Source organism: Nocardioides zhouii, from assembly GCF_004137345.1.
Lineage (GTDB): Bacteria > Actinomycetota > Actinomycetes > Propionibacteriales > Nocardioidaceae > Nocardioides > Nocardioides zhouii.
This window is the reverse complement of record NZ_SDWV01000005.1, coordinates 132059-154442: the sequence shown is the minus strand read 5'-3', so window position 1 is coordinate 154442 and position 22384 is coordinate 132059. Positions and strand designations below refer to the sequence as shown.

At 71.6% G+C, this 22384-nt stretch carries 29 protein-coding genes and 2 tRNA genes; 22 read left to right on the top strand and 9 right to left on the bottom strand.

Annotated elements, in window-relative coordinates:
* Positions 1-6: 6 nt before the first annotated feature.
* Complete coding sequence (locus EUA94_RS06825) at positions 7-372, bottom strand: TraR/DksA family transcriptional regulator (protein WP_242494713.1); 366 nt, start codon at positions 370-372, stop codon at positions 7-9.
* 58 nt (positions 373-430) lie between these two features.
* Between EUA94_RS06825 and EUA94_RS06820 the strand changes: the two genes are divergently transcribed.
* The 5 genes from EUA94_RS06820 (at position 431) to EUA94_RS06800 (ending at position 6048) form a co-directional block, all read left to right on the top strand.
* Complete coding sequence (locus EUA94_RS06820; RefSeq protein WP_165356823.1) at positions 431-2113, top strand: serine/threonine protein kinase; 1683 nt, start codon at positions 431-433, stop codon at positions 2111-2113.
* 113 nt (positions 2114-2226) lie between these two features.
* A complete protein-coding gene (locus EUA94_RS06815; protein ID WP_129425983.1) occupies positions 2227-3078 on the top strand; it encodes a hypothetical protein in 852 nt (283 codons plus the stop codon).
* A gap of 286 nt (positions 3079-3364) precedes the next feature.
* The gene (gene cimA / locus EUA94_RS06810) at positions 3365-4945 is read left to right on the top strand and encodes a citramalate synthase (RefSeq protein ID WP_129425981.1); all 1581 of its coding nucleotides are present in this window, start codon (positions 3365-3367) and stop codon (positions 4943-4945) included.
* A gap of 9 nt (positions 4946-4954) precedes the next feature.
* Positions 4955-5695, top strand: coding sequence for a class I SAM-dependent methyltransferase (locus tag EUA94_RS06805; RefSeq protein WP_129425979.1), 741 nt, complete (start codon positions 4955-4957; stop codon positions 5693-5695).
* On the top strand, positions 5692-6048 hold the full coding sequence (locus EUA94_RS06800) for a hypothetical protein (protein WP_129425977.1): 357 nt from the start codon (positions 5692-5694) through the stop codon (positions 6046-6048). The genes EUA94_RS06805 and EUA94_RS06800 overlap by 4 nt, the downstream gene beginning before the upstream one ends.
* Before the next feature lie 3 nt (positions 6049-6051).
* Here the strand turns inward: EUA94_RS06800 and EUA94_RS06795 are convergent, their stop codons facing one another.
* Positions 6052-6642 (bottom strand): TetR/AcrR family transcriptional regulator, encoded by a 591-nt coding sequence (locus EUA94_RS06795; protein WP_207210435.1) that lies wholly within the window; start codon positions 6640-6642, stop codon positions 6052-6054.
* Positions 6643-6714: 72 nt separating this feature from the next.
* On the opposite strand from EUA94_RS06795, the gene EUA94_RS06790 reads away from it, so the two are divergent.
* Genes EUA94_RS06790 through EUA94_RS06780 form a run of 3 tightly spaced genes read left to right on the top strand, consistent with a single transcriptional unit; the run spans position 6715 to position 9075 of the window.
* A complete protein-coding gene (locus tag EUA94_RS06790; protein WP_129425975.1) occupies positions 6715-7269 on the top strand; it encodes an NAD(P)H-dependent oxidoreductase in 555 nt (184 codons plus the stop codon).
* A gap of 19 nt (positions 7270-7288) precedes the next feature.
* The gene (locus EUA94_RS06785; RefSeq protein WP_242494712.1) at positions 7289-8686 is read left to right on the top strand and encodes an amidase; all 1398 of its coding nucleotides are present in this window, start codon (positions 7289-7291) and stop codon (positions 8684-8686) included.
* Complete coding sequence (locus tag EUA94_RS06780; RefSeq protein ID WP_129426176.1) at positions 8686-9075, top strand: VOC family protein; 390 nt, start codon at positions 8686-8688, stop codon at positions 9073-9075. The genes EUA94_RS06785 and EUA94_RS06780 overlap by 1 nt, the downstream gene beginning before the upstream one ends.
* On the opposite strand, the gene EUA94_RS06775 is transcribed toward EUA94_RS06780, so the two are convergent.
* The 3 genes from EUA94_RS06775 to EUA94_RS06765 are packed head-to-tail and all read right to left on the bottom strand — an operon-like array spanning position 9076 to position 11011.
* Positions 9076-9687: a CbiQ family ECF transporter T component gene (locus tag EUA94_RS06775; RefSeq protein WP_129425971.1), complete on the bottom strand. Its 612-nt coding sequence runs from the start codon at positions 9685-9687 to the stop codon at positions 9076-9078.
* Complete coding sequence (locus EUA94_RS06770; RefSeq protein ID WP_129425969.1) at positions 9684-10382, bottom strand: energy-coupling factor ABC transporter ATP-binding protein; 699 nt, start codon at positions 10380-10382, stop codon at positions 9684-9686. The genes EUA94_RS06775 and EUA94_RS06770 overlap by 4 nt, the downstream gene beginning before the upstream one ends.
* A gap of 14 nt (positions 10383-10396) precedes the next feature.
* Positions 10397-11011, bottom strand: coding sequence for a biotin transporter BioY (locus EUA94_RS06765; RefSeq protein WP_129425967.1), 615 nt, complete (start codon positions 11009-11011; stop codon positions 10397-10399).
* A gap of 100 nt (positions 11012-11111) precedes the next feature.
* On the opposite strand from EUA94_RS06765, the gene EUA94_RS06760 reads away from it, so the two are divergent.
* The gene (locus tag EUA94_RS06760) at positions 11112-11663 is read left to right on the top strand and encodes a TetR family transcriptional regulator (RefSeq protein WP_129425965.1); all 552 of its coding nucleotides are present in this window, start codon (positions 11112-11114) and stop codon (positions 11661-11663) included.
* Here EUA94_RS06760 and EUA94_RS06755 read toward each other — a convergent pair.
* A complete protein-coding gene (locus EUA94_RS06755) occupies positions 11660-12268 on the bottom strand; it encodes a pentapeptide repeat-containing protein (RefSeq protein WP_129425963.1) in 609 nt (202 codons plus the stop codon). The two genes, EUA94_RS06760 and EUA94_RS06755, sit on opposite strands and share 4 nt — an antisense overlap.
* A 54-nt stretch (positions 12269-12322) precedes the next feature.
* On the opposite strand from EUA94_RS06755, the gene EUA94_RS06750 reads away from it, so the two are divergent.
* Entirely contained in the window at positions 12323-12964 is a 642-nt protein-coding gene (locus tag EUA94_RS06750; protein ID WP_129425961.1) for a sulfotransferase family protein, read from the top strand.
* Here EUA94_RS06750 and EUA94_RS06745 read toward each other — a convergent pair.
* Positions 12952-13848: a 3-methyladenine DNA glycosylase gene (locus tag EUA94_RS06745; RefSeq protein WP_129425959.1), complete on the bottom strand. Its 897-nt coding sequence runs from the start codon at positions 13846-13848 to the stop codon at positions 12952-12954. The two genes, EUA94_RS06750 and EUA94_RS06745, sit on opposite strands and share 13 nt — an antisense overlap.
* A gap of 46 nt (positions 13849-13894) precedes the next feature.
* Here EUA94_RS06745 and EUA94_RS06740 point away from each other — a divergent pair, with 46 nt between their 5' ends.
* From EUA94_RS06740 to EUA94_RS06715, 6 genes are all read left to right on the top strand, one after another.
* On the top strand, positions 13895-15259 hold the full coding sequence (locus EUA94_RS06740; RefSeq protein ID WP_129425957.1) for a pyridoxal phosphate-dependent decarboxylase family protein: 1365 nt from the start codon (positions 13895-13897) through the stop codon (positions 15257-15259).
* A 9-nt stretch (positions 15260-15268) separates the two neighbouring features.
* The gene (locus EUA94_RS06735; protein WP_129425955.1) at positions 15269-16084 is read left to right on the top strand and encodes a fumarylacetoacetate hydrolase family protein; all 816 of its coding nucleotides are present in this window, start codon (positions 15269-15271) and stop codon (positions 16082-16084) included.
* A gap of 30 nt (positions 16085-16114) precedes the next feature.
* The gene (gltX, locus tag EUA94_RS06730) at positions 16115-17581 is read left to right on the top strand and encodes a glutamate--tRNA ligase (RefSeq protein ID WP_207210434.1); all 1467 of its coding nucleotides are present in this window, start codon (positions 16115-16117) and stop codon (positions 17579-17581) included.
* A gap of 17 nt (positions 17582-17598) precedes the next feature.
* On the top strand, positions 17599-18618 hold the full coding sequence (locus EUA94_RS06725) for a CPBP family intramembrane glutamic endopeptidase (protein ID WP_129425951.1): 1020 nt from the start codon (positions 17599-17601) through the stop codon (positions 18616-18618).
* A 72-nt stretch (positions 18619-18690) separates the two neighbouring features.
* Positions 18691-18762, top strand: a tRNA-Gln gene (locus EUA94_RS06720).
* A gap of 87 nt (positions 18763-18849) precedes the next feature.
* Positions 18850-18925: transfer RNA gene (locus tag EUA94_RS06715), tRNA-Glu, on the top strand.
* Positions 18926-18996: 71 nt separating this feature from the next.
* On the opposite strand, the gene EUA94_RS06710 is transcribed toward EUA94_RS06715, so the two are convergent.
* Both EUA94_RS06710 and EUA94_RS06705 read right to left on the bottom strand, forming a co-directional pair.
* On the bottom strand, positions 18997-19464 hold the full coding sequence (locus EUA94_RS06710) for a hypothetical protein (RefSeq protein ID WP_129425949.1): 468 nt from the start codon (positions 19462-19464) through the stop codon (positions 18997-18999).
* Positions 19455-20018 carry an RNA polymerase sigma factor gene (locus EUA94_RS06705; protein WP_129425947.1) on the bottom strand — a complete coding sequence of 188 codons (564 nt, stop codon included), beginning with the start codon at positions 20016-20018 and terminating at the stop codon, positions 19455-19457. Before EUA94_RS06705 ends, EUA94_RS06710 begins: the two co-directional genes overlap by 10 nt.
* 150 nt (positions 20019-20168) lie before the next feature.
* On the opposite strand from EUA94_RS06705, the gene EUA94_RS06700 reads away from it, so the two are divergent.
* From EUA94_RS06700 to EUA94_RS06675, 6 genes are read left to right on the top strand one after another with little or no spacing between them, the layout of a single operon-like run.
* Entirely contained in the window at positions 20169-20621 is a 453-nt protein-coding gene (locus tag EUA94_RS06700; protein WP_129425945.1) for an Asp23/Gls24 family envelope stress response protein, read from the top strand.
* Positions 20611-20919 (top strand): Asp23/Gls24 family envelope stress response protein, encoded by a 309-nt coding sequence (locus tag EUA94_RS06695; RefSeq protein ID WP_207210433.1) that lies wholly within the window; start codon positions 20611-20613, stop codon positions 20917-20919. The genes EUA94_RS06700 and EUA94_RS06695 overlap by 11 nt, the downstream gene beginning before the upstream one ends.
* On the top strand, positions 20916-21269 hold the full coding sequence (locus EUA94_RS06690; protein ID WP_129425943.1) for a hypothetical protein: 354 nt from the start codon (positions 20916-20918) through the stop codon (positions 21267-21269). The genes EUA94_RS06695 and EUA94_RS06690 overlap by 4 nt, the downstream gene beginning before the upstream one ends.
* The gene (locus tag EUA94_RS06685) at positions 21266-21442 is read left to right on the top strand and encodes a DUF2273 domain-containing protein (RefSeq protein WP_129425942.1); all 177 of its coding nucleotides are present in this window, start codon (positions 21266-21268) and stop codon (positions 21440-21442) included. Before EUA94_RS06690 ends, EUA94_RS06685 begins: the two co-directional genes overlap by 4 nt.
* On the top strand, positions 21435-21842 hold the full coding sequence (locus tag EUA94_RS06680) for an Asp23/Gls24 family envelope stress response protein (RefSeq protein ID WP_165356822.1): 408 nt from the start codon (positions 21435-21437) through the stop codon (positions 21840-21842). Before EUA94_RS06685 ends, EUA94_RS06680 begins: the two co-directional genes overlap by 8 nt.
* Positions 21839-22384 carry a hypothetical protein gene (locus tag EUA94_RS06675; protein WP_129425938.1) on the top strand — a complete coding sequence of 182 codons (546 nt, stop codon included), beginning with the start codon at positions 21839-21841 and terminating at the stop codon, positions 22382-22384. Before EUA94_RS06680 ends, EUA94_RS06675 begins: the two co-directional genes overlap by 4 nt.

Sequence of the window (22384 nt, the reverse complement as noted above, 5' to 3'; positions counted from 1 at the left end):
CGGAGGCTACCTGCTGACGAGCGCGGCGCATCCGATGCACAGCCGGGCGGCGGGGAGCGCCTCGAGCCGCGCGTCGCCGATGGGCGACCCGCAGCCCTCGCACACGCCGTACGAGCCGGCCTCGACCCGGCCGAGAGCGGCGTCTACCTCCGCCAGGTGGTGGCGTACGTGCCGGACGAGCGCCCCGATCTGCGAGCGCTCGAAGGCGATCGTCGTGCCCTCGGGGTCGTGCTCGTCGTCGGCATTGGTGTCGAGGGAGGCCGCCACCACGGAGTCGTGATCGGCCGTGAGGTCGGCGAGGCGCGCGAGCGTCTGCTCATGCTCCGCGGCCAGCCGCCGGCGTACGTCCTCCATCACGCCATCGTGGCGCACCCCTCCGACAGTGCGGCGGATGACAGGGAACGCCGTTCACCGCCCGTATCCTCATGGCGTGACGACGTCCCCGAAGGCGCCGCCGCCGGGGCTGACCGTCGGCGGCTACGCGCTGCGCGCCCGGCTCGGCGAGGGCGGCATGGGCGTGGTGCACCTCGGGCAGAAGCCGGGGGAGCGGCCGGTCGCCATCAAGGTCCTGCGCCCGCACGTCGTCGGTGACGACGAGGCGCGACGCCGGCTCGCTCGCGAGGTCAGCTCGCTGACCCGAGTCCGCAGCCGCCGCATCGCCGAGATCGTCGACGCCGATCCGTGGGGCGAGATCCCGTACGTCGCCACGCGCTACGTCCCCGGGCTCTCGCTGCACGACCACGTGCAGGAGGAAGGGCCGCTGGAGGGCGACGACCTGCTGTGGTTCGCCGACTGCCTGGCCGAAGCGCTCGAGGCGGTCCACGCGGTCGGCGTGCTGCACCGCGACATCAAGCCGTCCAACGTGATCATGGAGGGCCGTACGCCGATCCTCATCGACTTCGGCCTGGCTCGCGTCGCCGACGACTCGCGCATCACGATGACCGGCTGGTTGCTGGGGACCCCGGGCTACCTCGCGCCGGAGATCCTCTACGGCGACGACGCGACCGCCGCGTCCGACGTGCACGCGTGGGCCGCCACCGTGGCGTACGCCGGCACCGGCCGCGCGCCGTTCGGCCGTGGGCCGTCGGTGGCGATCATGGATCGCGTCCGTCGCGGCGAGCACGAGCTGTCGGGCCTCGACCCGGTGATCCTCGAGCTCGTCGAGGAAGCGCTGGCTCCCGATGCCGAGGACCGGCCGTCGCTCGACGAGGTGCGCGACTGGCTCGACGACCTCGCCGGCGGCGAGCCGCGCGAGCCGTTGGCGCCGCCGAGCCCCGTCACACTGCCGTACGTCGCCGGGGTGCGGCAGGACCTCGAGGCGCCGACGGCTGTCGGCACCGGTGTCGTCCCGCCTGCGCTCGCCGAGCCGGTGCACTGGTCGGACGACTGGCGGTCGCCGCCCGATCTCTACGACGCGGGCCGGACCCAGGGCTGGGGCGAGGCCGGCACCCTGCCTCACCGCCAGACGCGCGTGCTGCCCGACGGCTCGGTCGAGTACGTCGGCGACTACGGCCCGCCCGCTAGCGAGCGCGTGCCCCCGGGCGAGCGGTTCCGGCGTGCGGGCTCGCTGCTCGCTCTTGGCGGCGTGGTGATCGGCGGCATCACCTTCGCGCCGTACCTCGCCCTCACCGTCCTCTTCATCGCCGTCTGGCTGCTGCGCAGCGGCTCGCTCGCCGCCGCCTCAGCCGGCAACCGCCGCAACCGGCGCGGGATCAAGTGGTACGACGGGGTCCAGCTGCTGCTCGCCGCGCCTTGGCACGTGGTGGCCGGCCTCGGCGGGTCGCTGCTGCTCTTCCTCTGGAGCATCGGCATCGCCGCCGCTGTGGCCCTGCTCTGCTTCGCCGCCTCGGCCTCGATACTCACGTCGCTCGGCATCATCGGCGTCTCGTTCGCCATCGGCCTCTGGTGGGGTCCCGGGTCCGAGCGCGTGCGCTCGCCGATCCACCGCGCCGTCGACCCCCTCGCCCGCCGCGGCGTCCCGTGGCTGCTGGTCACGCTCCTCGTGGCCGCCCTCGGCTCCGGCCTTGGCGCCGCCGCGTCGGACCAGGGCACCACCTGGACGCCGTACGACGACGCGCCGTTCGCGGACGTACGCCTCCCGGGCTGGCTCTGACTCGTTCTAACGGTGGTCAACCAGTTGCAGATCGGGCTGGGGTTGCGTTGAAACGACTTTGCATGAAGTGCACCCAGGTCACGCCTCGGAGGAACGTCTGAAAGGCTTGACCCATGTGGAAGCACAAGACTGATGACATCCAACTCTCGGTAGCGTTGAACTCCATCAGCCACGCCATCGATGAGCACCAAAAGTCTCAGTCGGAAGCGGCGAAACAGGTGGCGAACTCGTTGGCAAAGAATCAACCGGCGGGCCGATCGTCGGCCCCCGCATTTGCCCTGGCGATCTCCACCATCCTTCTCTCCATTGTCAATGCTGCAATCCTGTACTGGCAAACAACTAGTGTTCAGGATCAAGCCGACGCGACTTCGAAGCAGCTTGCGCTAAGTGTCGAAGCGCAACTTGCCCAGTCGCGGATTGCGGATGCCGAGTTCGTCGCGGGAATCAACCTTCAGGCTGGAATCGACGGCCTGACGATCGCCAATACGAACAGACAACCCCTTCGTGAGGCGGCTCTCTGGTTCAAAGAGTCGTTCGCGCAGCAAGGGCACTTACAGGAGTTCGAGGGCCTCCTTGAAGGCGTGCCTGCTTGCGCGTCACTTGAGGTGAATCGAGATGTATTGTTGGCAAACGTGCAAACATCGGCAGGCGTGGATGACGATCGCTTCTTCACTGGTTCACCTGACAGGTCCGAAGCGCAGGTTGTCGTCCAGGCGCCGTCTGGTTCGTGGTATGTCGTTGGCGACGACGGTCTCTTTGAATCCTCCCCGCCACTTCTTCCTGACTTCGAGCCCGCCTTCTCTCTTCGTCTGTTGCGCGCTTCCACCGCCTATGCGGAGCGCGCTGACACCTACTGGGAAGGATTTAGCTCTGTTGCCACTGGCTCGCTCCCGGTGCGCATCGCGGCAGGCGAGCGAGTATCGGGATTCGGACCGCAGGGCGCATTGTCCCGGGGCATTTGTTGAGACCGCACCTCTCGACAACCCAACCCCGAGATGACAAGCAGCGGCTCCCACCGACTGTACGCGTGCTCATGCTTCTCTCACTATGGACATAGCGCTCAGTACATCGCGGGGTTAGCGCCCGGATCGCGAGATGTCCGTCTCACCGTGCTGCGATCAGTGGCACGATGAACCCGTGATCACCAGCAGCATCATCATTTCCTAGCGCGACGGGACTCCCGCCGCGCCGACCTCCTGCACCCCAGGAGGTTTTTTGTTGCCCCAGCACGGACAGCCAGAGAGAAGACCGATGGACCTGCACGGCTCGTTCCACGTCTACGACACCACGCTGCGCGACGGCGCCCAGCAGGAGGGGCTCAACCTCTCGGTCGCCGACAAGCTGAGCATCGCCCGGCAACTCGACGGCCTGGGAGTGGGCTACATCGAGGGCGGCTGGCCGGGGTCGAACCCCAAGGACACGGAGTTCTTCCGCCGCGCAAGCGAGGAGCTCGACCTGCGGCATGCGAAGCTCGCGGCCTTCGGCGCCACGAGGCGCGCGGGTGCCAAGGCAGCCGATGACCCGCTGGTGGCCGCGCTGCGGGATAGCGGCGCCGGGGTGGTCACCCTCGTCGCGAAGTCGCACGACCGTCACGTCGAGCTCGCGCTGCGCACCACGCTGGAGGAGAACCTCGCGATGGTGCGCGACACCGTCACCCACCTGCGCGAGGAGGGGCAGACGGTGTTCCTGGATGCCGAGCACTTCTTCGACGGCTACCGCGCCAACCGGGCGTACGCCCTCGAGGTCCTCCGCACCGCAGCCGAGGCCGGCGCCGAGGTGGTCGCGCTGTGCGACACCAATGGCGGCATGCTCCCCGACTGGGTCTCCGACGTCGTGCTCGACGTCATCGAGACGACGGGTGCCCGCGTCGGCATCCACGCCCACAACGACAGCGGCTGCGCAGTCGCCAACTCGCTCGCCGCGGTCGCGGCGGGCGCGACCCACGTACAGGGCTGCATCAACGGCTACGGCGAGCGCACCGGCAACGCCGACCTCGTCACCGTCGTCGCCAACCTCGAGCTCAAACTGGACCGCGCCGTCCTGCCCCAGGGCCTGCTGCGCGAGGCGACGCGGATCGCTCACGCCGTCGCCGAAGTGACCAACGTGCCGCCGGCGTCGCGCCAGCCGTACGTCGGCACGTCGGCGTTCGCGCACAAGGCCGGGCTGCACGCCAGCGCGATCAAGGTCGACCCGAACCTCTACCAGCACCTCGACCCGCTCGTGGTCGGCAACGACATGCGCCTGCTCGTCTCCGACATGGCCGGCCGCGCGTCGATCGAGCTCAAGGGCAAGGAGCTCGGCTACGACCTCTCCGACGACAGGGACCTGGTCACGCGGGTCACCGACCGCGTGAAGAAGATGGAGCAGGGCGGCTACACCTTCGAGGCCGCCGACGCGTCCTTCGAGCTGCTGCTCGCCGAGGAGGTCGAGGGCGCGCGGCCGTCGTACTTCGACGTCGAGTCGTGGCGCGTCATCACCGAGACCCGGACCGAGGGTGACGCCATCTCCGAGGCCACGGTGAAGCTGCGGGCGGAGGGCGTCCGCTACGTCGTCACGGGCGAGGGCAACGGGCCGGTCAACGCCCTCGACGCCGCACTGCGCGAGGCGATCGGCCAGGCCTTCCCGGAGGTCGCGGGCTTCGAGCTCATCGACTACAAGGTGCGCATCCTCGACCAGGGCCACGGCACGGACGCGATCACGCGGGTGCTCATCGAGACGACGGACGGCGAGTCGACGTGGGTCACCGTCGGCGTCGGCGCCAACGTGATCGAGGCTTCCTGGGGTGCGCTGGTCGACGGGTTGACCTTCGGTCTGAGGCGCCACCACCGCTAGGTTCTGCGGATGACGATCGCGCGTGCGACCAGCTTCGGGGCCTGGGCCGACGAGTACGACCGCTGGCGTCCCGACTACCCCGACGAGGCCGTCGCATGGCTGCTCCCGCCCGACGCGCGACAGGTGGCCGAGATCGGCGCCGGCACCGGCAAGCTCACCGATGCGCTGGTCGCGCGGGTCGACGACCTCGACGTGGTCGAGCCCGACGGCCGCATGCTCGACCTCGTCGCGCGGCGGCACCCGGGCGTACGCCTCCACGAGGCCGGCGCCGACGCGCTCCCGCTGGCCGACGCCTCGGTCGACGCCGTCGTGGTGGCCGACGCCTGGCACTGGTTCCCGAAGGAGGAGTCCGCGGCCGAGGTGGCGCGCGTGCTCCGTCCGGGAGGTTGGCTCGGCTGCGTCTGGAACGTTCCGGTCCTCGATCACGACTGGCAGTGGCGCGCGCTCGGCCTCGACCCGACCCTTGCGCTCCCCGACGAGACCGACCCGCTGGAGCGACTGGGCCTGATGTCGGGGTCTGCAGAGGAGCGCCGGTTCCGCTGGAGCTGGCAGCTCACCCCTGAGCAGTGGCGCGGCTTCATCTCGACGGTCTCGCACGTTGCGCTGCTGCCCGACGCCGAGCGCGAGGCGACGCTCGACGAGACCGAGCGACTGGTCGCTGAGGCCTGCCGGCGCGACGGCACACCGGGCGTACCCCTCGTCCACGACGCCCTCTGCGTCCGCTGGGAGCCGGCCGGAGCCGCGTCGTGACGGCGATCCATGACGACCTCCCGCCCCAGACGTCGACGGTCGAGCGAGCCGTCACCGTGCTCCTCATGATCGGCCTGGCGGTGCTCGTGCCGCTGGCGTCGTTCTTCGGCCTCTTCTTCGGCATGGCCTCCGACGGGTGCATCGGCAATGCCCGCTGCAGCAGCGAGCAGATCACCGTGGGCATCGCCGTCTCGGCCGCGTCGCCGTGGATCGTCTACCTGGTGGCGCTGGGCTTCGTCATCGTGCAGTGGGTACGCCGTCGGCGTACGTGGTGGGTCCCGGTCGCCGCGCTGGTGCTCGGCGCCGCCCTGTGGGCACTCGGCGGCTTCATCGCCGTCTCGGGCGTCGGGTGAGGGTCAGCCTCCGACGACCCGTCGCACCAGGTCGTCCCAGCCGGCCTCCAGCCGCTCGACGGGGATCCGTTCGCGCTCGACCTGCTGCTCCAGCACGACCAGCTCGAGGGGAGCTAGGATTGCGGTGGCGAGGAGCGGCAGGTCGCCGTCGACGCCGAGCTCGCGGAGCAGGTAGCGCACGTGCAAGTTGGCGAACGACATCGCCGCCACCGATCGCTGTCCGGCCCGGCCGGCGGCATCGATGAGGGAGGCGCCCACGAGGTTGGCGCGCAGCCGGGAGTGCCCGAAGGCCAGCAAGCGCTCCATCGGCGGGGCGCCGGGCCCGAGCGGCGGGGGACCGCTGATGACCGAGGCCTGCCACACGGTCTCCGACTCGTTGAGCACCGCGGCCATCAGCCCCTCGCGGCTGTTGAACCGCCGGAAGAGCGTGCCCTTGCCGACGCCGGCCTCGGCCGCGACCGTCTCCATCGTCACGCAGTCGACACCCCGGCTCTCCACCAGCCGCAGGGCGGCTGCGAGGATCGCTTCGCGGTTGCGTGCCGCGTCGGCCCGCTCCGGAGCGGGCTCGTCGGCCAGCGGGAGCAGTCGGTTCACGGCGCCAGCCTAGGTCGCGAGAAGTTTCCGGTCAGCGGGAATACAAACGGACCGCGGTCCGTTTTAGCCGTCATGACCACTGACAAGCAGACCCGCGTCGCAGTCCTCCTCGGCTCCACCCGCGCCGGCAGCCTGAACCGCCGGATCGCCGAGCACCTCCGCGACAACGCCCCCGCCGGTGTGACCGTCGACGTCCTCGAGGGCCTCGACGACGTCCCGTTCTACAACGAGGAGCGCGACGGCGAGACCGCCCCCGCCAGCGCCACCGCCCTGCGCGACTCGGTCGCTGCCTCCGACGTCGTCCTCGCCGTCACCCCCGAGTACAACGGCACCATGCCGGCCGTGCTCAACAACGCCATCGACTGGCTGTCGCGGCCGTACGGCCAGGGCGCCATCGTGGGCAAGCCCTTCGCGGCCATCGGCGCCACCCCGACGCCGTACGGCGGCAAGTGGTCGCACGAGCACGCCCGCCACTCCGCCACCATCGCCGGCGCGGTCGTCGTGGACGGCATCGTCGTCGACGAGTCCGCCGCCGAGGGTGACCCGCTGCAGAACGAGGCTGCCGTCCAGCGCTTCCTCGGTGCGCTCGACGCGCTCGTCGCGCACGAGGTCGATGTCGCGGCCTGAGTCTCGATACGGTCAGCACGTGCTCCACGACCTGACCGCGCTCGAGCAGGGCGACGCCGTACGCAACGGTGACGTGTCGCCGCTCGAGCTGGTCGAGCACTACGCCGCCCGCGCCGACGAGGTGGGTGCGTTCATCACGACCACCCACGACCTGGCGCGCGAGCACGCGCGCACGCTGACCGAGGCGGGACGCCCCACGGACGCAGGTCCGCTCTGGGGCGTCCCGACCGGCATCAAGGACCTCCACCCGACGGCGGGGGTGCGCACCACCTTCGGCTCCGCGGCGTACGACGACTTCGTGCCGGAGGAGTCCGACGGCCTCGTCCTCACGGTCGAGGCCGCCGGCATGCCCAGCCTGGGCAAGACGAGCACACCGGAGTTCGGCTCGCCCTGCTACACCGAGCCCGACGTCGCCCCGCCCGCCGTGACGCCGTGGGACATCAGCCGCACCGCAGGCGGCTCCTCCGGCGGTGCTGCTGCTGCCGTCGCCGCAGGGCTGCTGCCCGTCGCGCCCGGGTCCGACGGCGGCGGCTCGATCCGGATCCCTGCCTCGTGCTGCGGCCTCGTCGGCCTCAAGCCGTCCCGCGGCCGGATCAGCGGCGCCCCGAGGTACGGCGACCCGGTGGGGCTCGCGACCCCCGGCACCCTCGCCCGTACGGTCCGCGACGCGGCTGCGCTGCTCGACGTCCTGGCCGGGCGCCGCGTCGGCGACCCGTTCTGGGCGCCCCCGCCGACCGCGCCGTTCCTCGACGCCTGCGACCGCGAGCCGGGGCGGCTGCGGGTCGCCCGGTTCATCGCGCCCGTGATCGCGGACGTCGACGTCCACCCGTCCAGCGTGACGGCCTGGGAGAACGCCTCGCGGCTGCTCGAGCAGCTCGGCCACGACGTCGAGGACGTGCCGGTGCCGATCCCGCCGGAGGCGGTCGCCGACTTCGAGACCTGCTGGGCCGTCCTCACCGCGCTGTCGCCTGCGCCGCCCGGCCGTGAGGACCGACTCCGACCGCTGACTCGATGGCTCAGCGCGCGCGGGCACGCCGTCAGCGGACCCGAGTTCGGCCTCGCCATCGGGAGCCTGCGCCAGCACGCCGGGCGCGCCCTCGCCGCGCTGGCGGCGTACGACGTCGTCCTCACGCCCACCCTCGCCCGACCGCCGGCGCTGGTCGGGGAGCTCCGCGACGACGCCGATCCGGCGCGCGACTTCGCGAACCAGAAGGCCTTCACGCCCTGGACGAGCGCCTGGAACGTCACCGGCATGCCGGCGATCTCGCTGCCGCTCCACTGGACCGATGACGGCCTGCCGGTCGGCGTCATGCTCGCCGCCCGGCCCGCCGAGGAGGAGCTGCTGCTCTCGCTCGCCGCGCAGGTGGAGAGCGCCGTGCCATGGGTGGACAGGCGTCCGCCCGGTCGGTGGGCGTGATGGGTGAGCTCACGCCGTACATCTGTGTCGCCGACGCGCGCCGCGCGATCGACTGGTACGTCGGCGTGCTCGGCGCCGAGGTCGTGGTGGAGCCGATCGTCATGGACGACGACGGCCGCATCGGTCACGTCGAGCTGGCGGTCGGCGGCGGGCGCTGGATGATGTCGGACGTGTTCGAGTCCGTCGGCATCGCCGCGCCCGACCCGTCGCGCGGTGCCGCCGTCTCGCTGCACCTCGAGGTCGACGACGTCGACGCCGTCTGCGCGCGGGTGACGGCCGACGGGACCACCCTCGACCGCGGGCCCGAGGACAACCCGCCGGTCGGCCGGGTCGCGGTGTTCCGCGATCCCTTCGGGCACCGGTGGTTCCTCAACCAGCGCCTCGACTGATCAGTCGTCGCCGATCCCGCGCGCGTGGAGCGCGTCGCCGGACTCGTGGGCGCGCGCGACGACGCGGATCACGAAGGGGGAGAGGTACGCCCGCGGGTTGCGGTCGAGGCCGCGCGCGCGGGCCGCGTCGCGGGTCTCGCGCGCGATCGCGATCGTGCCCGGCAGCGCGCCGATCGTGAGGGCGACCGTGAGCGCCACCCGGTCCGGGTCGATGCCCACGAACCGCAGTGGCCGTGCCCACCGGGAGAGGGCGTCCACCATCTCGTTGACCGACGTGGTGGCCGTCAGGGCCAGTGCGGCGAGCCCGAGGCTCAGCAGGTCGAGGAAGGTCTCCGCGGCCTTCGCGCCGCCGTACCACCACCACTGCAGGGCGCCCGCGACCACGGCGATCAGGAGCACGCCGCGGGCCGCGCGCCAGACCGAGCGCACCGGCACCCGGGCGAGGGCCGCGAGCAGGAGGGTGATCAGCAGGAAGACCGGTGCGGACCGTACGTCGCGGACGACCACGATCGCCAGGCTCAGCATGGCCAGGCCGAGCACCTTGGCGCCCACGGGCAGCCGGTGGAGGACGGTGTTGCCGGGCTGGTGCAGGCCGGCCATGAGGTCGCTCATGCGTCGACGAGGGCGGTGTAGTGGCCGATCGATTCAGCGGGTGACCCGTCGGCGACGACACGTGCGTCGTCGACGACGAGCACCCGGTCGCACCGCGCCGCGAGGTCGAGGTCGTGGGTCACTAGCACGAGCTGCTGGTCGAGGGCGAACAGCAGGTCGCCGATGCGGCGGGTGTTGGCGCGGTCGAGCAGCGTGGTCGGCTCGTCGGCGACCACGATCGTGGGCTCGAGTGCGAGCACGCCTGCGAGGGCGACCAGCTGGCGCTGGCCACCGGAGAGCGAGTGGACGGAGTCGTGCGCGTGGTCGGCGAGGCCATGGGCGGCCAGCACCGACAGCGCACGCTCGCGGCGCGCCGCTGCGCCCTTGACGGTGCGGCGCAGCGAGAGCTCGATGTCCTCGACGCACGTCGGCATCACCAGCTGCGCGGCCGGGTCCGTGAAGCAGAACCCCACCATCCGTCGTACGGCCGCGCCCTCGCGTACGACGTCGTGCCCGTCGACAGTGACCCGCCCCGACGACGGTCGGACCAGGCCGTTGACGAGCCGGGCGAGGGTCGACTTGCCCGATCCGTTGGCGCCGATCACCGCGACCCGACGCTCGGTCAGCGTGAGCGTGGTGGGTGCGAGGATCTCGCGCGCGCCGCGGCCGGGAAGGGGGACCCGGACGGTGGCCTCCGCGAATTGAATTGAGGTCAAGTCAATCCACGCAGCTAGTCGCGCTGCAGCAGCTGCGGGAAGGCGCGGTGGACCTCGGCGGCGATCATCGCGACCAGCGATGTCTTGACGACGTCGCCGATCCAGAAGGGCATGTCGTAGGTGATGGCCTCGCGGAGCGAGACGTCGAAGTAGAGCTTCATCCCGAGGACGCCCAGCACGTGGATGACCAGGATGCTGGCGGTGATCGAGCAGGCGAAGACCACGAGGGCGCGCGTACGCCGGTCGCGCGCGACGTACTTGACGAGGAAGCCGGCGAGGGCGGCGGCCAGCGGGAACGAGATCAGGTAGCCGCCGCTCGGTCCCGAGAAGACACCCACGCCCGAGGAGTGCTCGGCGAAGACGGGGAGGCCGACGGCCCCGAGGGCGAGGTAGAGGGCGACGGCCGAGAAGCCGCGGACCGGGCCGAGGACGCAGCCGGCGAGCATGACGGTCAGGGTCTGGAGCGTGATCGGCACGCCTGCGCTGCCGACGGGGATCGCGCCGACGTACGCGCTGGCGCTGATGAGGGCGGCAAAGGCGGCGACGAGCGCGATGTCGCGGGTGGGGGACGAGGAGCCCGAGGCGTCCGTGTGGGTGTCCGCAGGGTGATTGGCGGCGGTGGCAGTCATCGGGGGTTCCTTGCTGTGCGCGACGGGACGACCTGAACGGTGTTCAGGTTAGGCTGGTCGCGATCACCTCGTCAACGCAGTCCGAGGATCGGGAGGGTGTGTGGCTCATCACCGCAGCGACGTGATCGCCCACGCCGTCGCGCTCCTCGACACCCACGGCCTGGCCGCGCTGACGATGCGACGACTCGGTGCCGAGCTCGACGTGCAGCCGAGTGCGATCTACCACCACTTCGCCAACAAGCAGGCGCTGCTCGCGGCTGTCGCCGACGAGATCCTCGCGCGCGGCGCCCGCCCTCGCGAGGCTGACGAGTGGCCCGACCAGCTGCGCGAGGTCTGCTCCGAGCTGCGCCACGCGATGCTGGCCTGCACCGACGGCGCCGACGTGGTCGCGACGGTCTGGGCCTTCGGTCTTGGGGCAGCCGCGCCGGTCGTCGAGATGGAGAAGGTCCTGGCCGACGCGGAGGTCCCCGAGGAGCTCGTCCCCGTCGCCTCTCGGACCCTCGTCCACTACGTCTTCGGGCATGCCTTCGAGGAGCAGACCGCCCGCCAGGCCGTACGCCTCGGCGCGGTCGAGCGGTCCCTGGAGTCGCTCCCCGACTTCGACCTCGGGCTCGACCTGGTGATCGACGGGCTGCGGGCGCGACTCGCCTAGCTCGCCGTGTCGACGTCCGCCCCGTGCAGCTCGGCGAGCAGCACGGCGCCGGCGAGGTCGAGCTTCGTCTTCTTCAGCGTCGCGGCCGAGAGGTCCACCCCGTCGAGGCTGGCTCCCCGCAGGTCGGCGCGGTCGAGGACGGTGTCGCGCAGGGTGGCGCGGTCGAGGCGGGCCCGCGCCAGTGTCGTGAGGGTCAGGTCGGACATCGACAGGTCGGCCTCGCGAAGGTCGACGCCGGTGAGGTCGAGCCGCGAGAGGTTGGCCCCGCGGATCGTCACGCCGAGCCACGACCCGCCCGTCACGGTGAGAGGCCGCAGCGTGCACTCGGTGAAGACGGTGCCGACCAGCTTGCACCCGTCCAGCGTCGCGTCGAAGAAGGACGTACGCCGGAAGTCGCAGGCGACGAAGGCGCTTGCGGTGTGCACGGACGCGTTGAACCGCCCGCCGTGGAAGGTGCACCGCTCGAACGTCGCGCCCGTCGTGGTGGCCTCGGTGAGGTCGACGTCGGTGAAGGTGCAGTCGGTGAAGCGGGCGGCGCCGAGGTCGTCGCCGTACCAGTCCTCACCGCGGAAGTGCTCGCCGTCGGCTGTCTGGGGCTCGGTCACGGCAGCCACCGTATCCGTGACGTGCCGGACGGTCCGGCCGATAGGGTCGTGCCCGTGATCGCGTCCCACCAGCACCGCTTCATCTTCCTCAAGACCCGCAAGACCGCGGGCACGAGCGTCGAGATCGCGTTGTCCAAGGTGTGCGGACCCGACGACATCATCACCGAGATCAGCCCCGAGGACGAGGCGCTGCGCCGGGCCGCCGGCGGCGTCGCGCCGCAGAACTTCGAGTCGCCGCCGCTGGCGCGCAAGGCGTACAACCACATGGGCGCCAAGGCCGTACGCGACCTGGTCGGGGCGGAGACGTTCGCCGACTACTTCACCTTCGCGATCGAGCGGAACCCGTGGGACGCGGTCGTCTCGCTCTACTTCTGGAAGTACAAGGACCGCGACGAGCTGCCCGACTTCGAGGCCTACGTCCAGGAGATCTGGATCGAGCAGCTCGCCAACAACCGTCGCCTCTACCGGATCCGCGGCCAGATGGTGCTCGACCGCGTGCTGCGCTACGAGGCCCTCGACACCGAGCTGGGCGAGGTGTGGGAGCAGCTCGGCCTGCCCGGTACACCGGAACTGCCGCGCGCCAAGGGCAACGCGCGGCCGGCCGGCCACTACCGCGAGCTCTACACCCCGGCCTCCAAGCAACGGGTGGCCGACGTCTTCGCCGACACGATCGAGGCCTTCGGCTACGAGTTCTGAGCGGCCAGCAACCGCTCGCACTCCTCGATCAGCCTCGCCCGCAGGGGCGCGCCGCGCTCGGCGAACCCGCGCTGCGCCTCGACGTACGCCGCCTTGCCCGCGGTCGTCTCGATCGCGACCGGCTCGAAGCCGAGGTCGGTGAGGTCGTACGGCGCCGCCCGCATGTCGAGCACCCGGATGTCGCGCGCCAGCTCGAAGCAGTCGGCAACCAGGTCGCTCGGCACCATCGGGCTGAGCCGGAACGCGTGCTTGTAGAGGTCCATCCCCGCGTGGAGGCAGCCCGGCTGCTCGAAGACTGGCCGGTCGTCACGGGTCGGCTGCAGGGTGTTGAGCGGGCGTGCGGTCGGGGTGAAGAACCGGAAGGCGTCGAAGTGCGAGCAGCCGATCCTGTGCGACTCGACCACCGCGTCGGTGCCGTCCTGGCCGAGCCGGAGCGGGTAGTCGTGTCGGGTCCCGTGCTCGGCGGACCGGTGCACCATCGCCCACTCGCGCAGCCCGAAGCAGCCGAGCTGGGGGGCGCGGCCCGCCGTCGCGGTCAGCAGCGTGTGCAGCTGGCGGAGCAGCGGCCGCTGCGCGGAGACGTACGACTCCGCGACCCGGGTCGAGTGCGCAGCCCCGTGGCCAGCAGTGCCGCGAGCGCACTCGACCTGCTCGTAGCCCTTCAGCGCGGCGTGGTCGGGAGCGTCCTCCAGCCCGACGCCGAAGCCGGGGTGCCAGCGGCGCAGCTGGGCGGGGCGGTGGGAGTAGTACGTGAAAAGGAAGTCGTGCACCGGGTGGGACACCTGCTCGGACCGGCGCGCGAGGTGCGGCTCGACGAAGGCGTCGACGCGGGCGGTGTGGGCGTCGGCCAGGGGACGCCACTCGACCGCGGGAAGAACCTTCACTGCTCCGAGGCTAGTGCGTGGACGCGCGCGGGCGGACACTGGCGAGATGATCGACCGCAGCGCCGGCCTCGACCGGGCCCATGCCCTTGCCCTCGAGTGGCTCGCCTCCCTCGCCGACCGCCCCGTGCCGCCCCGGCTGGACACCGACGGGGTCGCCGGCCGGCTGGTACGCGACCTCCCGCAGGGCCCGACGGAGCCGGAGGCCGTCGTCGACGAGCTCGCCGCGGCGTGCGACCCCGGGTTGACCGCGATGCCGGGTGGCCGCTTCTTCGGCTTCGTGATCGGCGGCACGCATCCCGCCGCGCTGGCGGTCGACTGGCTGGTCAGTGCGTGGGACCAGAACACCGGCCTGCGCCTCATCACGCCCGCCCACTCGGCGATCGAGGACCTGGCCGAGGCGTGGCTGCTCGACCTCCTGGGCCTCCCCGACGACGGCGCGGTGGGCTTCGTGACCGGCGGGACGATGGCCAACTTCACCTGCCTGGCCGCCGCCCGCGACGAGGTGCTGCGTCGCCAGGGCTGGGACGTCGCCGCCCAGGGACTGGTCGGCTCGCCCGGCGTACGCGTCCTGGTCGGTGCCGAGCGGCACGACACCATCGACCTCGCGCTGCGCTACCTCGGGCTGGGCGCGCCGGAGCCCGTGGCCGCCGACGACCAGGGGCGGATCGAGGCCGCCGCCCTCACTGCCGCGCTCGAGGCGGGCGACGGCCGGCCCACGATCGTGTGCCTGCAGGCCGGCAACGTGCACTCCGGTGCGTTCGACCCCTTCGTCGAGACCATCGCCGCGGCGCACGACGCGGGGGCGTGGGTGCACATCGACGGGGCGTTCGGGCTGTTCGCCGCCGCGTCGCCCGACCGCCGGCACCTCACGGAGGGCTACGCCGCCGCGGACTCGTGGGCGACCGACGCGCACAAGACCCTCAACGTCCCGTACGACTGCGGCCTCGCGATCGTCAAGGACCGGGCGGCTCTGCGCGCGGCGATGGGCATGCACGGCGACTACCTGATCTTTGACGCGGCGGGGGAGCCGATGGACAAGGTCCCCGAGATCAGTCGCCGCGGCCGCGCGTTCCCGGTCTGGGCGGTGCTGCGGTCCCTCGGCCGCGACGGCGTGGCCGAGCTGGTCGACGGCTACTGCCGGCATGCCCACACCTTCGCCGACGGCATCGCCGCCATCGAGGGCGCTGAGGTGCTCAACGACGTCGAGTTCACCCAGGTGTGCGCGGCCTTCGGCGACGATGACGCCACCCGCGCGGTCGTCGCCGCGATGCTGGCCGACGGCACGGCCTGGACGACCGGGTCGCGGTGGCGCGGCCGCGCGGTGCTCCGGGTGAGCGTCAGCAACTGGTCGACGACCGCGGCCGACGTGGAGGCCAGTCTCGATGCGCTGGGGCGTGCCGCCGCTCGATAGGCTCGGTCCATGCGTATCTGCAGGTTCACCACGGGCGAGGAGCCGCGCTTCGGCGTCGTCACCGGCGAGGTCGACGAGTTCGGCCAACCCTCCGACGACTCCGTGGTGGTGCCCCTCGCCGGCGACCCCCTCTACGTCGGCATCAAGCTCATGGACGAGGAGCACAAGCTCAGCGACGTACGCCTCCTCGCGCCGGTCATCCCGCGCAGCAAGGTGGTCGGGATCGGCCGCAACTACGCGGCCCACGCCGCCGAGATGGGCAACGACCTGCCGAGCGAGCCGCTGATCTTCCTCAAGCCCAACACGACGGTCATCGGACCCGGCGACCCGATCTACTACCCGCCGCAGACCTCCAACCTGCACTTCGAGGGCGAGCTCGCGGTCGTGATCGGCCGCATCTGCCGCGACGTGCCGGTCGAGCAGGCCACCGACGTGATCTTCGGCTACACGATCGCCAACGACGTCACCGCGCGCGACCTGCAGAAGTCCGACGTGCAGTTCACCCGCGCCAAGGGCTTCGACTCGTTCTGCCCCCTCGGCCCGTGGATCGAGACCGACCTCGACCCGCACGACTTCGCCGACGGGCGCGCGGTGCAGACCTACCTCAACGGCGACGTGAAGCAGGACGGGTCGACCGCCGACATGGTCTTCGACGTCCCGACGCTGGTCGCCTACGTCTCCTCGGTGATGACGCTGCTGCCCGGCGACCTCATCCTCACCGGCACCCCCGACGGTGTCGGCCCGATGCAGGTCGGCGACGAGGTCGAGATCTCGATCGCCGGCATCGGCGCCCTCACCAATCCCATCGCACTGCGCGCCACCTGAACACCTGACCCCGGAAGCTGAGCCCCACTGATGTCGTCGCCCGTCCGCGTCCGTTTCTGCCCCTCGCCCACCGGCTCGCCGCACGTCGGCCTGGTCCGTACGGCCCTGTTCAACTGGGCCTTCGCGCGCCACCACGGCGGCCAGATCGTCTTCCGGATGGAGGACACCGACCGCGAGCGCAGCACCCAGGAGTCGTACGACTCCATCCTGGACCTGTGGCGCTGGCTCGGGCTCGACTGGGACGAGGGGATCGAGGTCGGCGGACCGCACGGTCCCTACAAGCAGAGCGAGCGCGGCGACATCTACCGCGACGTGCTCGCCCGCCTCCGCGAGTCGTCGTACACCTATGACTGCTTCTGCACGAACGACGAGGTGACTGCTCGCCGCGCGGCGTCCGGCTCGAAGATGCAGGGCTACGACGGCTTCTGCCGCGAGCTTTCCGACGAGCAGCGCTCCGCCTTCGAGGGCGAGGGCCGCAAGCCGGTCGTACGCTTCCGGATGCCCGACGGGTCGATCACGTGGAACGACCTGGTCCGCGGCGACATCACCTTCGAGTCCGAGAACGTCCCCGACTTCGCGCTCTCGCGCGCCAACGGCGACCCGCTCTACACCCTCGTCAACCCGATCGACGACGCCCACATGGAGATCAGCCACGTGCTGCGCGGCGAGGACCTGCTCTCCAGCACCCCGCGCCAGCTGGCGCTGTTCGAGGCGCTCGTCGCCCTCGGTGTGGCCAAGGAGGTGCCCGCCTACGGACACCTGCCCTACGTCATGGGCCAGGGCAACAAGAAGCTCTCCAAGCGCGACCCCGAGGCCCACGCGCTGGCCTACCGCGAGCAGGGGTTCCTGCCCGAGGGCCTGATGAACTACCTCGCGCTGCTCGGCTGGGCGATCGCCGCCGACCGCGACATCTTCACCGTCGCGGAGATGGTCGAGGTGTTCGACATCAAGGACGTCAACCCCAACCCCGCGCGCTTCGACCTCAAGAAGGCCGAGGCGATCAACGCCTCGCACATGCGGCTGCTCTCGGTCGAGGACATCACCCACCGCGCCCTGCCGTTCCTCAAGGAGGCCGGCGTCGTCGCCGACCCGGTCACCGACGCCGACGCGCAGCTGCTGGAGCTCGCGATGCCGCTGGTCGCCGAGCGGATCAACAAGCTCACCGAGGCCGCGCCGATGCTCGGCTTCCTCTTCGTCGACGAGGCCGACTTCGAGCGCGACGCCGACGATGTCGCCAAGCTGCTCGACGCGACCGGCCGCGGCGTCGTCCAGGCGTCGTACGACGCGCTCGCGGGTCTGCACGCGTGGTCGACCGCGGCCATCGAGGAGGCGCTGCGCGTGGCGCTGATCGAGCGCATGGAGCTCAAGCCCCGCGTGGCGTTCGGGCCGGTGCGGGTCGCCGTGACCGGCAAGCGGATCAGCCCGCCGCTGTTCGAGTCGATGGAGCTGCTGGGTCGCGACCGGAGCCTGGCGCGACTCCAGTCCGCGCTGGTCTGAGTGCGGTTGCGACCGTCATGACGACCCCGCTGGCGCCCGACTTCCGGCCGCAGTACCACGAGCTGCACCGCGTCGGGCGTCCCGGCGTGTGGCGCTCGCTCGTGGGTGCGCTGCTGCTCCTGCTCCTCGTCTTCGCCGTCGTGCCGCTCATCGCCGGCGCCGTGTTCTTCGCGGGTCTCATGCTCGCCGGCCACAGCGTCGACGAGGCAGGCAAGATCCTCGACGTGACCGCCGAGGCCACGCCGGCCGGCCTCGCGCTCCTCAACATCGTCATCGCTGCGGCCATCCCGCTCACCTTCGCGGTCACGTGGTGGCTCCACCGGCTCAAGCCGCGATGGGTGTCGTCGGTCAGGCCGCGGCTGCGCTGGGGCTACCTGCTGGTCTGCCTCCCGCTGGCCGTCGTCGCGCTCGTCGCGTCGCTCGGGGTCGGGCTCCTGCTGCCGCTGGCGCCGGGCGAGCAGCCCGCCGGCCAGGTCAACGAGTTCACCAACCAGACGCGCGACTTCCTCCTCGTGATCCTGCTGCTCACGCCCCTGCAGGCCGCCGGCGAGGAGTACCTGTTCCGCGGCTACCTCACGCAGGCCTTCGGGTCGCTGCGGGTGGCGAAGCGGGTGTCCCAGGCGCTCGCGGTGCTGGGGCCGGCGCTGATCTTCGCGCTGTTCCACGGGTTCTCGCAGGAGCCGCCGATCTTCTTCGACCGGTTCGCCTTCGGGGTCGTGGCCGGCATCCTGGTGATCCGCACCGGCGGGCTCGAGGCGGCCATCGCGATGCACGTCCTCAACAACTTCCTCGCCTTCGGCCTCGCCCTCGCCTTCGGTGACCTCACCACGGCGCTCAACGCGACGGGGGAGGCGAGCTGGTGGACGATCCTCTCCACGCTGACCCAGTCGCTGGTCTATCTCGGCCTCGCGAGCTGGGTCGCCCGGGCGATGGGCGTCGTCTCCCTGGGGCCACCAGTCGGGGGATCGCTGCCGCCTCCGGTCGCCGCGCCCGGTGCGAAGGGGCCCGTTTTGGAGGGCCCGCGCCCGCGCGTGTAACGTTCGGGATCGGTTCCGCAAGGGACCACGTGGTGGTCAGTCGATCGCAGCCCGGTCTGACTGATACCCCCATGGGGTATGGTGTAATTGGCAACACGGCTGGTTCTGGTCCAGTTGTTCTAGGTTCGAGTCCTAGTACCCCAGCGAGTCCGGGTCCTCGGATCCGGATTTGGAGCGGCGCTCGATCTTTCGATAGAGTTCCCTCCGCCGCGAACGTGCGGCACTTGCAAGGCCCCCGTCGTCTAGCGGCCTAGGACGTCGCCCTCTCACGGCGGTAACGCCGGTTCAAATCCGGTCGGGGGTACCACGGCAGAACCGAAGGGCCCGGTCCCAGGACCGGGCCCTTCGGCATGCACCGTCTCGCCGTTGCCTCGTGCGTCAGGCCAGTCGGGGGTCGCCCACCACGACGTCGGTAACGGTGACGTCGACCTGGGGCTGGGTGCCGGGGCCGAGCAGGTCCGCGACCACGGACGCGACGGTGGCCCGGGCCACGTCGCTCGCGGCGGGCATCACGGTGCCGTACGCGCAGACGAGGTCGACCTCGACCCGGGTCAGGCGCTCGTCGTCGATGGTCAGGTCGATCCGCTCGGCCGTGAGGTCGGGTCGGGTCCGCAGCGCGTCGCGCAGTGCCGCGCGCACGACGCGAGAGGCGACGTACGTGCGCGAGCCGTGCGCATCCTGGTCGGTCGATCCGTCTGCCGCGACCACGACGATCGGTCGCGACGGCGCCACGGTCGCGCGGATGCGTCGCTTCACGGCCTGGGAGACCGAGTCCCAGTCGTCGGGTGCCTCCGCCTGGGCGGCGACGACGGCCCGCTCGAGGGGGTCCGTAGGGCTCAACGCCATCGTGCCATCCTCTCTGCCAGCTGCCGACGACCGCGATGCAGGTGCCCGCGGACGCTTCCGACCGTAGTGCCCATGGCGTGGGCGATCTCGTCGTAGCCGAGACCCTCCACCTCGCGCAGCAGCCACGCGGCGCGCTGGTTCCACGGTAGTTCGTCCAGCGCCTCCTGCAAGGCCTCGAGCAGCTCGGAGTCCATCACGTCCTGCAGTGGGTTGTCGTCGGCGACCCGTACGACGTGGGACAGCAAGTAGTCGTCGATGGGGGTGGGCCGGCGGTGACGGATCAGGTCCACCGCGCGCCGGTGCACCAGCCGGAAGAGCCACGTACGCAACGACGAGTCGCCCCGGAACCCGTCGAGGCCCTTCCATGCGGAGATGAAGGCCTCCTGCACGACCTCGCTCGCGTCGGCCTCGCTGCCGCCGACCAGCCGGCGAGCATGGCGCAGCATGCCGGGGCCGTAGCGGTCCACCAGCTCGCCGAACGCGGCGTCGTCGCCCAGCCGGGCGGCGCGGACGAGCGCCGCGTCGGAGGCGGGCTCGAGGCCGTCGGCAGGCACGCGGGAAGTGTGCAGGAGCCGCCCAAGACGCGACTCGATCGCCGGTGACCGGGGTCACACCATCTTTTCCGTGACGATCCCCGAACTCGTCACGACCAACCAGTGTTCCGGCCCACCCAGGGCCCTGAGCACACCACGATCGGAGAGACCATGACCGAGAGCCAGAAGTCCACCACCCCCGCGACCACCACCCCCGCCACGGGAGCGCTGGTGTCCGAGCAGGGGAAGACCTCGATCGCCGACACCGTGGTCTCCAAGATCGCCGGCATCGCCGCCCGCGAGATCAGCGGTGTGCACGACCTCGGCGGCGGCACCGCGCGCGCCGTCGGTGCGCTCCGCGAGCGCATCCCGGGCTCGCGCACCAACCTGAGCCAGGGCGTGGCCGTCGAGGTGGGCGAGCACCAGGCCGCCGTCGACCTCGACATCGTCGCCGAGTACGGCGTCGCGATCGCCGACCTCGCCGCCGCCATCCGGCGCAACGTGGTCGACACGGTCGAGCGGATGACGGGCCTCGAGGTCACCGAGGTCAACATCACCGTCCACGACGTGTTCCTCGAGAGCGACGCTCCGGACGAGGAGCCGGCCACCACGCGTGTCCAGTGACGTGAGCCCCGGCGTGCTCGCCGACCGCGTCGCCCAGGCCGTTCTCGCCGTCCCCGGCGTGCACGACCTGCACGGGGGCGTGCTCGGTGAGGTCGCGACCTACCTGCCCGGGCGCCGGGTGACCGGCGTACGGCTGCGCGACGGCGACACCCAGGTGCACCTCGTGCTCGCGTGGGGCGCCGCGGTGTCCACGACGACCGACGCCGTACGCACCGCCGTCGCGGCGATCGTCCCCGGCACCGTGCACGTGGCGGTCGAGGACATCGCCGCCCCCGGCCAACCGGTCGTCACCCCGTGACGACCCACCAGACCGGCAGCGTCCGTGACGTCGACCGAGAGCGCCGTGTCTCCAGGCGCGCCGCGCTCCGGGCCGTCCATCCCGACCTGGGGGGTGACGCCGACGCGTTCATCGAGGTGATGCGCGCGTTCGAGCGAGCCGAGGTCCCCAGAGGAGGCACGGGGGTGACTCCTGGGACGAGCGCTGCCGCGACGGCGGGTCCGGGTGCTCAGGGCGCCCGACCCGTCGTCACCACCACCATGCGGTCCCGCACCGCTCGCCGGGTCCACCGGACCGGGCGCCGGCTCCGGACCCTGTCCGGCACCCGCTACGCACACCTGCCTGCCCACCTGTTGGAGGAGAGAGCATGACCACGTCCACCCTCGGCCTGATCGCCGGCCTGCTGCTGACCATCGCCATCACCACGGGCGGGCTCCTCGGACTCCTGCTCGCCGTCGTCCTCGGAACCGTCGGCTACCTCGTGGGCGGCCAGGTCGACGGCGAGATCGACGTACGCGCCATGGGGCGTGGTCGACGTGAATGACGCGACCGCGGTCCGCACGACCGACCGGCCTGCCCGTGGAGCGGACGAGGGAGCGAGCCAGGGGCCGGAGCCGGAAGGGCGCGGGCACCTGAGTGTCCGCGCCCACGCCCTCCAGCACATCGTCGAGACCGTGGCCCTCGAGGTCCCGCAGGTCCGGCGGACCGAGGGCGCGCTCGCGGGCGTGCGCTCGGGCACCCCGCGAGCGCACGTGCACGTGCGCGGCACGACCGCGCGCGTGTCGCTCGACGTCTCCGTTGCCTGGCCGGCGCCCGTGTCCGACGTCGCGGCCCAGGTGCGCTCGCGCGTACTGGACCGGGCGTCCGAGCTCAGCGGCGTACGCATCACCTCGGTGGACGTCACCGTCTCCGTGTCCGGCATCGACGAGAGGAGAGCCTCGTGAGCACGTCCCGTGTGCAGCGCGCACTGTCGCGTCCTCCGGTCGGCCTGCACCGTTTCGTGCCGGTCGGCATCCTCGGGGCCGTCGCGCTCGTCGCACTGGCGGTCGTCACCGTCCGCGACCTTGTCGTCGACCGGGGCTGGAGCGCCGGACAGCCGTGGCTGCCCGACGTGCTCCGGGGCCTCGACGGCACCACCCCGACCACCGGCCTCCTCGTCGTCGCGACGGTGGCCGCCGCGATCGGCCTCGTCCTCCTCGTCGTCGGTCTGCTCCCGTCTCCGCGACGGCACGTGCGGGCCAGGGAGTCCGAGCAGCTCTGGTCGAGCCCCGCCGCGCTCGCCGCCGTGTCGCGCGCGGCAGCCGACCGGGCACCGGGTGTCCTGAGCGCGCGTACGACCCGGGCCGGCCGCAGGCGCGTGACGATCGACGTCGCCACCCGCGGCGACGACGGCGCCACCATGGCCACTGCTCGCGAGGTCGCCACCACCGCCGGCAGGGCACTGGGTGCACGCCGCATCGACGTCCGCACCGCAGAGGAGGAGTGA

Coding starts and splice junctions, on each gene's coding strand:
- EUA94_RS06780 (WP_129426176.1), top strand. CDS start 8,686: ATGGGTGAGCTCACGCCGTACATCTGTGTCGCCGACGCGCGCCGCGCG.
- EUA94_RS06775 (WP_129425971.1), bottom strand. CDS start 9,687: ATGAGCGACCTCATGGCCGGCCTGCACCAGCCCGGCAACACCGTCCTC.
- cimA (WP_129425981.1), top strand. CDS start 3,365: ATGGACCTGCACGGCTCGTTCCACGTCTACGACACCACGCTGCGCGAC.
- EUA94_RS06740 (WP_129425957.1), top strand. CDS start 13,895: ATGATCGACCGCAGCGCCGGCCTCGACCGGGCCCATGCCCTTGCCCTC.
- EUA94_RS06685 (WP_129425942.1), top strand. CDS start 21,266: ATGACCACGTCCACCCTCGGCCTGATCGCCGGCCTGCTGCTGACCATC.
- EUA94_RS06765 (WP_129425967.1), bottom strand. CDS start 11,011: ATGACTGCCACCGCCGCCAATCACCCTGCGGACACCCACACGGACGCC.
- EUA94_RS06815 (WP_129425983.1), top strand. CDS start 2,227: ATGTGGAAGCACAAGACTGATGACATCCAACTCTCGGTAGCGTTGAAC.
- EUA94_RS06725 (WP_129425951.1), top strand. CDS start 17,599: ATGACGACCCCGCTGGCGCCCGACTTCCGGCCGCAGTACCACGAGCTG.
- EUA94_RS06805 (WP_129425979.1), top strand. CDS start 4,955: ATGACGATCGCGCGTGCGACCAGCTTCGGGGCCTGGGCCGACGAGTAC.
- EUA94_RS06710 (WP_129425949.1), bottom strand. CDS start 19,464: ATGGCGTTGAGCCCTACGGACCCCCTCGAGCGGGCCGTCGTCGCCGCC.
- EUA94_RS06700 (WP_129425945.1), top strand. CDS start 20,169: ATGACCGAGAGCCAGAAGTCCACCACCCCCGCGACCACCACCCCCGCC.
- gltX (WP_207210434.1), top strand. CDS start 16,115: ATGTCGTCGCCCGTCCGCGTCCGTTTCTGCCCCTCGCCCACCGGCTCG.
- EUA94_RS06735 (WP_129425955.1), top strand. CDS start 15,269: ATGCGTATCTGCAGGTTCACCACGGGCGAGGAGCCGCGCTTCGGCGTC.
- EUA94_RS06790 (WP_129425975.1), top strand. CDS start 6,715: ATGACCACTGACAAGCAGACCCGCGTCGCAGTCCTCCTCGGCTCCACC.